Here is a 13,430-nt window from a genome sequence, read left to right on the forward strand (position 1 = left end):
CCCCCACCCTGATGCCTGATCAGGCGGGCCCAGTGCACCCCGGCAGTGTCACCACTGCCGGGGTTTCTTTATGCCAATTCACTCGGCTAATTCACTCTGCCAATTTACTCTGGCAGCGGGATAAATTCATCCCGGTCATCAACCGGCAGGTCAAACCGCCCCTTGCCCCAGTTTTCCGCCCGCCAGTCGGCCTTGGCTTCCTCAAGCCGTTCTTTGGACGAGGCCACGAAATTCCACCAGATATAACGCGGGCCTGAAAATGTCGCCCCGCCAAGGATCATCAGCCGCGCGCCACGCTCCCCGGCGACAACCGTAATCCTGTCACCGGGGCGGAACACCATCATCTGCCCGGCGTCAAAATCCTGCCCCGCGACCGAGATCGAACCCTCGACAATATAAATCCCGCGATCCTCGTGATCATCGGGCATCGGCAACATCCGCCCGGCATCCAGCTTCACATCGGCATAGAAGGTTTCGGAAAACATCGTCGCCGGGGCCACCTCGCCATAGGCAGTACCAAGGATCAGGCGCACCGAAACGCCGTCTTCCTCGATCACCGGCAAGGTACCCTTGCCGTGATGGGCGAATGTCGGGGCGATATCTTCCTGTGCTTCGGGAAGGGCAAGCCATGTCTGTATGCCAAACAGGCTGTTGGGGCCGCTTCGCGCCGTGGCGGATGTCCGTTCGGAATGCGAAACACCCCGCCCGGCCACCATCCAGTTAAGCTCCCCCGGCTTGATGATCTGATCGGCCCCGGTGCTGTCGCGATGATGGAAATCACCGCGAAACAGATAGGTCACCGTGCCCAGCCCGATATGGGGATGCGGCCGGACATCAACGCCCTGCCCGGTCAGGAATTCGGCCGGTCCCGCCTGATCAAAAAAGATGAACGGTCCGACCATCTGGCGCTTTGGCGCGGGCAAGGCCCGCCTGACCTCAAACCCGCCAAGATCGCGGGACCGCGGAATGATCAGGGTCTCGATGGCATCACTATCGACAATATCGGGGCAGCCGGGTTCAAGTGCGGGGTTCCAACTCATGGGCGTCATCCTTTTGCGGGTCTTTGGACGGGTATGGCGACTTTATCGGCCCTGCCGGTGCGACGGCCCGATGGCGATGATGCAGACTGGCGCGCGCACGGCCATCCGGCTAGTCCCCCGAACCGCCACGCTGTGTCGCCAAAAGCGGAACACAGAACGGAGCCCAAAGCAAAGCCCAAGGCCGAACACACAGCTTGCACCCAACCGCCCCGCAAGTCACCCAGAACCGCCACGCCATGCCATGCCGAGCCGAGCCAAACCAAGCCACCCCACCCCGTCATTCCCGCGAAAGCGGGAATCCATCTCGCAAAGCGCGCACGGTCCAAAACAAAAAAACCGGCTCAAATTCCTGAACCGGGTGCCAATCTCAATTATTCAACAAACACTACAGAGAACTAGCACGTGTCCGTCAGGGTAAAACGGGGCTCCGAGAGAAAACATGAATTGATCGGGCGCCTCGTGATAGGGCAACATACAAATGCGCTCTGGACATTGCGTTGCCGGGGCGGTCTGCATCAAGGATTACAGCATGATGAGCTTCTAAGCCTTTGAGCAACAAGGTCGAACCCACAGCTTTAGTGGGAACAATACGTCCCGCATGACGCCTCTGCTCTCTTAACGCAGCAATTGTCTCGACTAAACCCTTATCAGCTTGCGTGGCAACCATGAGCCCTTCGAGCAAAAGATTGAATGCACTATAGCGATATACCCGCCTATCAGCATCAGCTCTCATAGCCTCCAAAAACGCTATCGCATGTGGATAGCCTCCACCATTAACAAGCGCAATTGCGGCCAGTTCAGTATTTGTTGCCGGCGTTCGATTCCTTTTAGCTTCGATAGTTTTAATTCGGTCTAACAACCGCTTCCCTTGCACATTCGTCATCACACCACTTAAAAATGCGAGACATATTCTCAATAGTTCCTGACCAACTTGGCCATTCATCTGATTGGCAAACTCAACTACATCCCCGAAATCCACGGGTTCCACGACACCTACTCCATGCACTCGACTAGCATAGTTATGCCTAGACTGAGCCTGTATTGAGTCCCCAATGAATAAAATGCTTTCAGTCGGATATTGTCTGGAAATCTCGTACTGAACTCTAACCTGTTCGCTGATTAACGCATTGGGATCGCGACCAATAGAATGCCACACCACCCGGTTCCGACAAGTTCGCAAGTCAAGAGATTGCCCCTCCCTCAGAATTTCACGAGCCTGCAAAAGCCACGCACCAAGATCATTTGCCCCGAGGTTGTTCCACCGCCACGGGACGGTTAGTTGCCCGATTAGAGGGAACGCTGCAGTGACGTGGTCACGCCAATTGGCTAAAGGATCATTTGCGTTAAACCCGAAAATAGCTTGCATAGGATCGCCGAACACCACTGTCGGAATAGCGTTTGCTATCCCATTAACAATTGCGTGTTGGCTCACAGAGCAATCCTGATACTCGTCTACCAGCAACCGCGCATAAGTCGCGTGTAACTCGCGACTTATATTACCCGACACGCAAAGCGCTCCGACAGCCGCCTGTATCGCTGGATAGTCCGGAGCCAAGAGCGGATCATGCCTTAGCCCTGCTCGCTCAGGAAACATAGCAACGATCTTTAGTGCCCACCCCGCAATCGTGCTCAGACGATAGTTAGAAGTCGGCACACTACGCAGCTTTAAGCGCTGCCGAAGAGCGGCCACTCCAGCAGTCGTGTGCGTTAGGATCAAAGTAGGTTTCTGAGTCTCTCGACCTACACTCTCGACAATAAGTTGCGTCTTACCACATCCTGCCGGAGCTTCAACATGACCTCGCCGCGCCTGAATAATATCGCTGACCTCAACCATACTTACTCAAACACGTTGTGCGAAGGAGGTGGAGGTGGAGGTGGAGGTGGAGGTGGAGATATCCAGCGCCAAAGCCCATTTAGTGCGGAAGTAAGTATAGGGAGGGTTTGATGCCAATTAGGCGCCACGACATTGCGAAATGCTATTTCCGCAGGCTCTATATCTTTAAACCATTTTCCATCATTCGCACACCGGGCAAGTATCGGACGCATTTCGTCGACAAAACTCTCACGACAACTTGCAAGCGTGTAACTATTGCTGCTGGCATTCCTAATTCTATGATCTACAGAATCTGTCGACCGCCACTGGCAGGCGATGTCAAGCAGCGTCGGAATTTGGGCGGCAGCAACCGAAAAAAATAATGCCTGTTCAGTCGAATATCCGTCCGGCCAACGAAAAACGCTTATGCCTGCTTCCTGTAATCTTGTGTATTCAGTGGCAGGGTAAGCTACATCTGAGTCCATAAACAACGCAGTCCTATACCCCATGCTCGCGAAAATATAGGCACGCTCAAACATAGTAGAACCATCTCCATCCGCCCAATGGCATCCGAGAGCTAAAATACTGGTACGACCATTATCCTGATCGCAGAGATCCAACCCACGAATAACACCAATTTCCGTCTTACCTTCACAGACGATAACGCTAGGTGCCAGAAACGCCTCAGCGCATACTCGAAGGGTTTTCTGGGCCTCAAGACTACCACCAAGGGGATTTAGTCGATTCCGGATGATCTTACGTGCAGCTGGCTGTACGCCATCACCAACTTCAGCCGTCGGCAACGACTCTCGCTGCCCCCCAACTCTGAATAGTTGAGCCGACGACAGTTCCCTCAGAACAACAGGTGAATGAGTTGTCAAAAATACTTGCTGACTCTCATCATTCCTCTTAGCTCCCAGCAAATCCAAAAGCCGCACGATACGATAAGGTTCAAGCCCAAATTCAACCTCATCCACGATGAAGATTGAAGAGCGCCCAACCTCCTTCTGAAGTCCCGTCACCAGCAAACGAGTAGAGCCTGATCCAAGATTTTTCATCGGAACCTGGTCTTGGTCGTGCAACGAAATCGTACTTCCCGAAAGCATCATCCCTTTTACATCGAGTAGTGCCTTAACCTCATCAACACGGATACCCATATCATTTGAAATGCGCTTCGAGGCAGATAGGAGCGTTTCAATACCTTCGCACCCTTGGTCAGCAAACGTTTGCCTAGCCTGCCTTGAGGCTGATGCCAAAGCAGACGCCGCTTGCGCCACGTCGTCCGACAACTTACCGAGGACTGATCTCGGGCCTAGAGCTAAATGGTGAGCAGCAACAGCACCAAGACGAACCGGAGCAATCCTCTGCCGGTGTTTCCACTGTAAGTTTTTTTCTCTATCCTCGGCGGCTGGCCCAGGGGAAAACAGAAGCCATTGCGGCTCGAGATCATCTCGCACGATCAGTCGAAGTGTGAGAACTGTCTCCAATGCGGCACTTGTTTCGTCATATAATGTGCATGTCCCACCTTCCCAACCTCTGAAAAAGTGCCCATAAACTTCAAGGTTGAGCAATGCATCATCAAGTTCCCCAAGCGTCACATCTATGATTACGGGGTCTGAAAAGTTGCAGAAATGGAAGTCGGCGTCTGTGAACGTGAAGTTCTGTCGACTGCCAAGGCATAAATCAATGGCATCAAGTATTGTAGATTTTCCGGAATCCCCCGGGCCGATCAAGCAATTTATGCCGGGATTAGGACACCATTTCAAATAAGAGATCCCACGAAAATTGCGAATCTCCACCTCACGTATGACAGCCAAAACTCGCCTCCTTCGTAATTTCCCCACTTTCTAACCAGAAAAGAGGACAGGCTACCCTCTGTGAAACCTACGGCTCCCAAAAGATACTTTAGAAGAGCACGATTTACACCCGAACCACAACCTAAAGTTAAAAAACAAAACCCCGGCCCAATAAATTGAGCCGGGGTAGTTGATTCCCTGAAGGAAGGAGGGCTTTCATCGCTGCTCCCTTGGTAAACCTGAGCGCTTTATCTGTCCGACCTGAGCACGAATTGCTCAAATTTCGCAGGCCGTGAACTTATATTCCACCTACGAGATCAGTTAACGATTTGTGAGATTGACACAATTGACCACTACCTATAAATGCAAAAATCATCTGAAATCAATTGAGAATAGAAAATGCACCAAACTAGAATAATTTTAGAATGCATCAGTTCCATACTGAAAATTGTTCCTGTAATTTCGCTAGGAACTGGAGCGCTAACAGTAGCATTTTACTGTTTGAAAATTAATTTTTACCCTGTCGGCATATCAGTATCAGATACGATATTCATGATATTCATAACACTCGGATTACTCATAACTTTAATAATTGGAATTGCGACAGGATATCTATCAACTGTATTTATTTTTCCCGTTATAGCAAAAATAAAAACAAAATTTGGAAATGAAACAAAAGAAAATCCATTCGGAGAAAATTATCACTACGACAAAATAGACAAAACAATGACAATATTATCATCTTTATTTTGCATAACCATAATAATATTTATATTGGCAATTATATTCGGACATCAGGATTTAAATCAAAAAACATTAATTATCAAACTGATTCTAAGCTTCGCATTAGGGGGATTGTGCTTAGGGTATGGAATACATATTCATCCCCAGATGGCAGACGGAAGCGTATTGCCTTTGCAAAAATCCAAAAGCAATATCATCATGATCTGCGCGGCCTTTATTACACCAATGGTCATTGGTTCCCCCAGCATGATAATACAATTTCCCTTCTCATATTTCGGAATCAGTGACCACAATGCAACCGTATCCATTGATACTGAGTCATGGAAAAAAATTGAATATGTTGCTCAATTGTCAAAGATTGAACCCGACGCCTGCCTAAATGGTAAAGATCTAGTAATCTTGAAAAACGCAGAAATTCTTTGGTCAAAAATCGGGAATCAAGCGCTACTCCGTGTATTTGGGAAAGATAAACGTCATGACACGGCCTTCATAGAGATTGAGCTTCCTTCAAAAAAAGTCTTTCCAATCAAAGTTGGCAATACGCAAATAGATTGCTCCCTTAAAAATCCCCAAAAACAAAACCCCGGCCCAATAACATGAGCCGGGGCACGAAGTGCTCTGGAGGGAGACGGGGCTTTTATCGTGGCCCCTTGGTAAAACCCTGATATCCCTTGGGCGTCAGATCGATCCGGTCAATCAGATCGACCTGATCGTCACCTTGCGTTCCGCCTGCGTTTTAAGCCGGTTGCGAAGCGCGCGGCCAAACGGGGCAGCCTCGATCTCGAACTCGTCGCCATCCTGCGTTTTGATGCCATCGGCAAAGGAAAGCGTCGCCGTGCCAAAGAAATGCGCATGCACATCGCCCGGGCGGCAGAACAGATCATATTTGAAGTGATGATATTCAAGATTGGCGAGAGAGTGAGACATATTGTCCTCGCCACTCAGGAACGGTTTTTCCCAGATCACCTTGCCATCGCGATAAAGCCGTGACGTGCCTTCAACATGGCTTGGCAGATCACCCAGAAGCAGTTCCGGCCCCATCGCGCACGCACGCAATTTCGAATGCGCCAGATAAAGGTAATTCTGGCGTTCCATCACATGATCGGAAAACTCGTTGCCAATCGCAAAGCCGATGCGCACCGGATTGCCTTCGGGGTCAATCACGTAAATCGCGGCAATTTCGGGTTCCTCGCTGCCATCAAGGGCAAAGGACGGGCTTGGGATATCCGCGCCCGGATTGGCCACGACCGAGCCATCCCCCTTGTAAAACCATTCCGGCTGCACGCCCTGTTCGCCTGCTTTTGGCTTGCCGCCCTCGACCCCCATGCGAAACATCTTCATGGAATCCGTTTCGTCCGCCGCCTTGTTATCGGCCTTGTGCATGTTGGCCCGGGCCGACGCAGAGCCAAGGTGGGTAAGCCCCGTGCCGGTGACAAGGAAATGCGCCGGATCGGCATGGGTGATCGGCGGCAACAGACGGCCGGATTTGGCGACCTCGTCATAATCAACATTGGTGTCGCCCAGGCGGGCCTTTGCCGCCTCGATCATCGTCACCCCTTGCGAAATCGCGATGCTGGCAAGCTCGCGCGTGGAGGCAACCGCCTTAAGCGGGATCAGGGTTTTGGCATCCTCGACCACGGCCACATGCTGCGCGCCGGCGGTATCCTTGTATTGAACCAGTCTCATGAAATCTGTCCTGATAATGTCTCTGTTCGTAAAATCGGGGGTATTTTCCGGCCGATCAGACCGCGATCAGACCCAGCCGCCATCAACGATAAAGTTCTGTGCCGTCACCATGCGGCTTTCATCCGAGGTCAGGAAAAGCGCCATGCGCGCGATGTCGCTCGGCATCACCCTGTTCTTAAGGCACTGGCGCTCGTCAATTTCGCGCTCGGCAGCTTCGTCGACCCAAAGGTCAAGCTGGCGCTGCGTCATGACCCAGCCGGGCACAAGCGTATTGACCCGGATGCCGTCCTTGCCAAGGTCACGCGCCATGCCGCGCGTCAATCCATGGGTTGCGGCCTTTGCCGTGGTATAGCCCGGCATGCCGCCCTGCCCCATCATCCAGCTCACCGACCCGAAATTGACAATCGCCCCGCCACCGGCCTTCTGCATCATCGGGGCGACCGCCTGAATGGCAAAAAACGACGGGCGGATATTGATCGCCTGGCGCTCATCCCAATATTCCGGCGTCACGTCCTGCCATTTATGGCGGGTGTCATTGGCGGCATTGTTCAGCAACGCCGTGATCGGGCCGTTGGCCTTGGCAGCCAGCGCCACCGCATCCTGAAGCGCCTTGATATCGGTAATGTCGCATGTGATGAAAAGCGGCTTGTTCTTGGCATCCTTGCCCAGCTTTTCAACAAGCGCGTGGCCTGCTTCCTCGGCAATATCGACAAAGGCGACTTTCGCCCCCTGCTCGACAAAGGCGGTTACAAGCGCCTCGCCAATGCCCGTGGCACCGCCGGTAATGAAAACCGATTTATCGGCAAGGCTGGTATAGTTCGTTGGCATGCGATCGGACATGATCGTCGGCTCTCCCGTCATCTGGTCTTTGTGTGCCGATCCCTGATCCAGGTACCGGTTCCCTCCGGCACGCCATGATCGGGGATCAGGGTTCAAACTGGCAGGATGCACCCGACAAGGGGTACGTAAGGGGCATCGCATCACATCACGTCAGGTGATCGGGTAAATGCAAAACATCTCGCCCGCCTGCCCGCAAATTTTGCGAAAATCCACCATCGCGCATCTTTCGGGCCGGATTATGATACCCGTTTACAATACCCGTTGCCGCACGATGGGGCGCTTCCTCCTGACAGTCTTGTTCTTTTATTCTTCATACAATAACATTAATTATCAGGATGTGGCTTGCTGTCAAGCCGCAAACCGGCAACATCCGGGTCCGGGACAATGCCAAACTCATTGCTTCTTATTTGGTGATAAGTGGTCTATAAAAATGACACCTCCGATAGGGTGCAATCGCACACGGCGCAGAGCCACCGAAATAAATATATGCGTTGCAGCACAAGGCATTATCGGGCGCACGGAAGTTGCCCTTAAAATAAATTCATATTATATGAATAATGTCAGAGTGCGGTCACACATCGAACCACCGCTTTCCACAGATATCAAAAGACCGCACCGGAGGAATTTGAATGCCATCGTCCATGTCACGAACCTATGCCAAACGCAGCCTGCACAGCATCGTTGCCCATGATCTGGGATCACGGATCGTTTCGGGCAAACTGGCACCGGGCGATGTCCTCCCGACCGAGGCGGCCTTGAGTGAATCGCTTGATGTCTCGCGCACGGCCCTGCGCGAGGCGATCAAGATCCTTTCGGCCAAGGGGCTGATCGAAAGCCGTCCGAAAACCGGCACGCGCGTCAAACCGCGCACAAGCTGGAACCTTCTGGACCCCGATGTTCTGTCCTGGCATTTCCCCGATCCCGATCCGGCGTTTCTGTATGGCCTGTTTGAAACCCGCATGATCATCGAGCCCAACACCGCCGCCATGGCCGCCGAACGCGCGACCGAGGAACAGCTCGCCACCATCGAGGCCGCCTATACCGGCATGGAAAATGCCGAACTGGGTACCGAGGCCGTCTATATCACCGACCTTGTGTTCCATCAGGCGATTTTGGATGCATCGGGCAATGATTTCATGAAATCGTTCGGCATGCTGATTGAAACCGCGCTGATCGGCTCGTTCCGCCTATCGTCGGGCGGGCCAAAGGCGCATGTCAAATCCCTGCCCGACCATTTCGCGGTCTACCGCGCCATCGCGCACCGCGAACCCGGCGACGCCCGCGAAGCCATGCGCAACCTGCTCAGCCGCACCATGCTGCAACTCCGCCAGCAGCTCGGCATGAAAAGCGAACATGACTGGGACGTGATTGGTCTTTGATACTGCTTTGACCGGTCTGTGATATCGCTTTGGATATCGCTTTGATCCCGCCTTACAGGCCCGGCGCTGTCATCGCGCCCACACAGCGGCAAAAGACAAAAACGGGGCTGTCATCAGGACGGCCCCTTTTGCATTCCTCATACAAATAAAAAGCCGTTTTTCGTCTCATAACGGCCAAAACCCGTATTCCTCACACAAATAAAAGCCGGTTTTTCGTACCCGAAACGCAGGGTCACGATCTTCGCCACGCCGCTTCCCGATCCATTATTCACCAAAAATGAAAAATCGGATCGATTATGAAAAATAACTTCATAAAAAACCGGATCGCAAAGCCGCATTCTGGCCGCCGGAATGGACGGCCCGGAAAACAATTCGGGCCGAGGCAGCCCTGCCGCCCCGGCCCGAATTTTACGCTATGACGTGACCAGTTTCAGGTCACCCCGCCCCGGCCCGCATGCCCGAAAATGACCTTGTAATCAGGCGTTGCAGCACGATAAAGCCAAACAGAAGCGCCCCGATCATGATCTTGGTCCACCAGCTATTGAGTGACCCGTCAAACGCGATCAGGGTCTGGATCACCCCCATGATGATCCCGCCAAAGAAGGTGCCGACCACAAAGCCCATGCCCCCGGTCAGAAGTGTTCCGCCAATCACCACCGCCGCAATTGCGTCAAGCTCCACCCCGACAGCTGCCAGCGGATAGGCCGACGCGGTATAAAACGCAAAAACAACACCGGCCAAGGCACTGAAAAAGCCCGACAAAGTATAAACCCGGATGATCGTGCCCTGCACCGGAATGCCCAGCAATTCCGCCGATTGACGATCCCCGCCAATCGCATAGACATTGCGCCCGAACCGGGTGTAATGCGCAATCACCACCCCGGCAATCACCGTCATCAGCATCAGCAACGCCGCCGCACTGATCCAGCCGCGACCGGGCAGCGGGATTTTAAATCCGCTGAAATCGGCGACAAACGGATGATCAATCGGCACGGAATCAAGGTTGATCAAAAAACACATCCCGCGCAGGAAAAACATCCCCGCCAGGGTGATGATAAAGGGCTGGATATCGAACTTGGCGATAATCACCCCCATGAAGGCCCCGAAAAGCGTGCCCACCGCTATCGAAATCACCACCGCCACTAGCGGATGCATGCCAAACCCGGTCACAAGTTCGGCCATCAATACGCCGACAAAGGCAATCATCGACCCAACCGAAAGATCAATCCCGCCCGACAGGATAACGAATGTCATGCCGACCGCGGTAATGATCAGAAACGCATTATCGGTCAGAAGCGCACCCAGAACATAGGTATCGGAAAACGCCCGATGTTCAGCAATCCCGTAACCGTAAAGCAGGGCCAGCACCGCCAAAGTGGCAAGCAACGGGTAATAACGTTCATTAATTTTCATCGGAATTCCCCCGCACCTTCCGGCTGCCGATCTTTTCCCACGCCTTGCCCGCCAGTTCGCGGGATTTCGGCGCCTGCACCAGCAGAACCACCATCACCACCGCCGCCTTGACGATCAGGGTATATTGCGACGGCAAACCCGACAGCAAAATGCCCGTGGTCAGCGACTGAATGATCAGAACCCCGATCACCGTCATGCCGATAAAGAACCGCCCGCCCATCAGCGACGCGCCGCCAATAACAACCGCCAGAATGGCATCCAGTTCAAGCCACAGACCGGCATTGTTGGCATCTGCCCCGCGAATATCGGCGGCAATAATGATCCCGGCAAAGGCCGCACAAAGCCCCGAAATCGCATAAGCCAGAAGCTTGATCCCGCGCGCATCAATGCCCGCAAGACGGCTGGCGCGTGCATTGCCGCCAACCGATTCAACAAACAGGCCAAGGGCTGTTTTGCGCATCACGCCGTAAAGCGCCCCAATCACCACCGCGGCAATGATCACCCGCCACGGAATACCCAGCAGATAACCGCTGCCGATGCCTTCGAAAAACGCCCCGTGGAAGGTCACGATCTGGCCATCAGTGATCATCTGCGCAATCCCGCGCCCGGCCACCATCAGGATCAGGGTCGCGATGATCGGCTGGATATCAAGATAGGCCACCAGCATCCCGTTCCACAGCCCGCAAAGCACCCCGGCGCCAAGGGCGGCCAGGATGATGACGGCGGGATGAAGATCTGTATCACGGATCAGGACCGCCATGACGGCTGCTGAAATCGCAATCACCGATCCGACCGAAAGATCAATGCCCCGCGTACCGATGACCACCGCCATGCCGACCGCGACAAGGGCGGTTGACGCCCCGCGATGCACCACATCAACAAGCGATCCGTAAAGATGCCCGTCAACGATGCGAATATCAAAAAAGTCCGGCGATATGATCCCGATACCCAGAATGATCAGCACAAGGGCCGCCACCGGGCCAAACCATTGCCGGCTCAGCAAAGAAGATGCAGACATGGTGCTGCTTTCCCGTAATTTCTTTTTGTCCTGCAAGCTGGTCATCGTGCAATCGCCTCGATGATCCTGTCCTGCGTGATTTCGGCACCCGTAAGTTCGGAAACCTTTTGGCGGTCGCGCATCACCGCCACCCGGTCGGCAAAGGCAACGATTTCCTCAAGCTCGGATGACGCCACCAACAGGGCCAGCCCCTCGTCACAAAGCTCCTTGATCAGCTTGATGATATCGGCATGCGCGCCGACATCAATCCCGCGTGTCGGCTCGTCAAGAATAAGGAAAATCGGCTTGGACACCAGCCACCGCGCCAGAATGACCTTCTGCTGATTGCCACCGCTCAGCTGCCCGACGGGCTTTTCGCTGTCTGGTGTTGCAATCCCCAGCGCCTTGATCATCTCATCGGCGGTTTTCTGCTGCTCGGCGCGTGCAATCGGGCGCAGCCAGCCGCGCCGTCCCTGAAGGGCCAGCATGATATTTTCACGCACACTCAGTTCGGCAACAATGCCATCCTGTTTGCGGTCCTCGGGGCAAAGCCCGAAACCCGACCGGATCGCATGGCGCGGGGATCGCAGCATCACCGGCTCCCCGTCAAGGAACACAAGGCCGCTATCGGCCTTTTTCGCCCCGAAAATAAGCTCCGAAAGCTCCGTCCTGCCTGACCCCAGAAGCCCGGCAAGACCAACAATCTCGCCGCCCGAAAGGTCAAGCGTCACGGGCTCCAGCACGCGTTTCTTGCCCAAATTCTTGATCTGGATCTGGCGGCCCTTGCCGGTAAAATTGCTTTCATCCTGATGGCGATGCGAACTGACTTCGGCCAGTTCCCGGCCCAGCATGTGATTGATCAGGTCAATCTGCGCCAGTTCTTTGGTCACAAACGTACCAACAAGCCGCCCGTTGCGCAGCACCGTGATCCGGTCCGTGATTGCGTAAACCTGATCCAGAAAATGGGTGACGAACACAATGCCAAGCCCCTTGGCACGCAGTTCGTTCATGATGCGAAACAGGGTGCGGATTTCCTCGGCATCAAGGCTTGCGGTCGGTTCATCAAGGATCAGAACCCGCGCATCAAGTGCTACCGCACGTGCAATCGCAACCAATTGCTGGATCGCCACCGAATAGGAACCCAGCGGCCGGTTGACATCAATATCAAGCCCCAGCGTTTCAAGCGCTGCCTTGGCGTCGCTTTCGGTTTTCTTCCACGAAATAAACCCGAATTTCAATGTCTGGCGTTCCAGCATCAGGTTTTCGGCAACCGACAGCGTGGGAACCAGGTTCACTTCCTGATAAACCGTCGAAATGCCAAGCGCCTGCGCGTCGCCCGGATGATTTGGATTGATTTCCTGCCCGTCAAGCAGGACCGTACCGGCATCGCGCGGATGAACCCCGGTAATCACCTTGATCAGGGTCGATTTCCCGGCACCGTTTTCACCCAGAAGCGCGTGAATTTCACCGGATCGCAAATCGAAATCGACATCCTGCAAGGCTTTGACGCCGGGAAAAAACTTTCCCGCCCCGCGTACTGACAGCACGGATTGCGTCTTCTCAGACATGGATAGCCCCTCTCCCTTTATGTTCACTGGCTTTGACACATCATACACGGCACGAAATTCATGCCCGGATGCGTCCAAACGCACCCCCACCATCAGACAGGGATGCGTTCAGACATCACGCCAGTTGCGTCATCCCAACCGCACGGTAAGGCGC

The 13,430-nt window shown here is 53.8% G+C and carries 10 protein-coding genes; 2 read left to right on the forward strand and 8 right to left on the reverse strand.

Going from position 1 to position 13,430, the window contains the following annotated elements:
- Nucleotides 1-104: 104 nt before the first annotated feature.
- The 3 genes from R1T41_RS20115 to R1T41_RS20125 form a co-directional block, all read right to left on the reverse strand.
- Complete coding sequence (locus tag R1T41_RS20115; RefSeq protein ID WP_317338816.1) at nucleotides 105-1,040, reverse strand: pirin family protein; 936 nt, start codon at nucleotides 1,038-1,040, stop codon at nucleotides 105-107.
- Between the two features lie 409 nt (nucleotides 1,041-1,449).
- A complete protein-coding gene (locus R1T41_RS20120; RefSeq protein ID WP_317338817.1) occupies nucleotides 1,450-2,874 on the reverse strand; it encodes a UvrD-helicase domain-containing protein in 1,425 nt (474 codons plus the stop codon).
- 2 nt (nucleotides 2,875-2,876) lie between these two features.
- Nucleotides 2,877-4,670: an ATP-dependent nuclease gene (locus tag R1T41_RS20125; RefSeq protein WP_317338818.1), complete on the reverse strand. Its 1,794-nt coding sequence runs from the start codon at nucleotides 4,668-4,670 to the stop codon at nucleotides 2,877-2,879.
- 531 nt (nucleotides 4,671-5,201) lie between these two features.
- Between R1T41_RS20125 and R1T41_RS20130 the strand changes: the two genes are divergently transcribed.
- Nucleotides 5,202-5,993 carry a hypothetical protein gene (locus tag R1T41_RS20130; RefSeq protein ID WP_317338819.1) on the forward strand — a complete coding sequence of 264 codons (792 nt, stop codon included), beginning with the start codon at nucleotides 5,202-5,204 and terminating at the stop codon, nucleotides 5,991-5,993.
- Nucleotides 5,994-6,089: 96 nt separating this feature from the next.
- On the opposite strand, the gene araD1 is transcribed toward R1T41_RS20130, so the two are convergent.
- Nucleotides 6,090-7,079, reverse strand: a complete 990-nt coding sequence (araD1, locus tag R1T41_RS20135) for an AraD1 family protein (protein ID WP_062953030.1) — start codon at nucleotides 7,077-7,079, stop codon at nucleotides 6,090-6,092.
- Nucleotides 7,080-7,145: 66 nt separating this feature from the next.
- On the reverse strand, nucleotides 7,146-7,919 hold the full coding sequence (locus tag R1T41_RS20140) for an SDR family NAD(P)-dependent oxidoreductase (protein ID WP_209221862.1): 774 nt from the start codon (nucleotides 7,917-7,919) through the stop codon (nucleotides 7,146-7,148).
- 629 nt (nucleotides 7,920-8,548) lie between these two features.
- On the opposite strand from R1T41_RS20140, the gene R1T41_RS20145 reads away from it, so the two are divergent.
- Nucleotides 8,549-9,298: a FadR/GntR family transcriptional regulator gene (locus tag R1T41_RS20145; RefSeq protein ID WP_007092507.1), complete on the forward strand. Its 750-nt coding sequence runs from the start codon at nucleotides 8,549-8,551 to the stop codon at nucleotides 9,296-9,298.
- A 435-nt stretch (nucleotides 9,299-9,733) separates the two neighbouring features.
- Here R1T41_RS20145 and yjfF read toward each other — a convergent pair whose 3' ends face one another.
- Genes yjfF through R1T41_RS20160 form a run of 3 tightly spaced genes read right to left on the reverse strand, consistent with a single transcriptional unit; the run spans nucleotide 9,734 to nucleotide 13,276 of the window.
- Nucleotides 9,734-10,711 carry a galactofuranose ABC transporter, permease protein YjfF gene (gene yjfF / locus R1T41_RS20150; RefSeq protein WP_082832881.1) on the reverse strand — a complete coding sequence of 326 codons (978 nt, stop codon included), beginning with the start codon at nucleotides 10,709-10,711 and terminating at the stop codon, nucleotides 9,734-9,736.
- On the reverse strand, nucleotides 10,701-11,729 hold the full coding sequence (locus tag R1T41_RS20155) for an ABC transporter permease (RefSeq protein WP_052268416.1): 1,029 nt from the start codon (nucleotides 11,727-11,729) through the stop codon (nucleotides 10,701-10,703). The genes yjfF and R1T41_RS20155 overlap by 11 nt, the downstream gene beginning before the upstream one ends.
- Nucleotides 11,730-11,770: 41 nt before the next feature.
- The gene (locus tag R1T41_RS20160; protein WP_317338824.1) at nucleotides 11,771-13,276 is read right to left on the reverse strand and encodes a sugar ABC transporter ATP-binding protein; all 1,506 of its coding nucleotides are present in this window, start codon (nucleotides 13,274-13,276) and stop codon (nucleotides 11,771-11,773) included.
- Nucleotides 13,277-13,430: the final 154 nt, after the last annotated feature.

Source organism: Thalassospira lucentensis, assembly GCF_032921865.1.
Classification (GTDB): Bacteria; Pseudomonadota; Alphaproteobacteria; order Rhodospirillales; family Thalassospiraceae; genus Thalassospira; species Thalassospira lucentensis_A.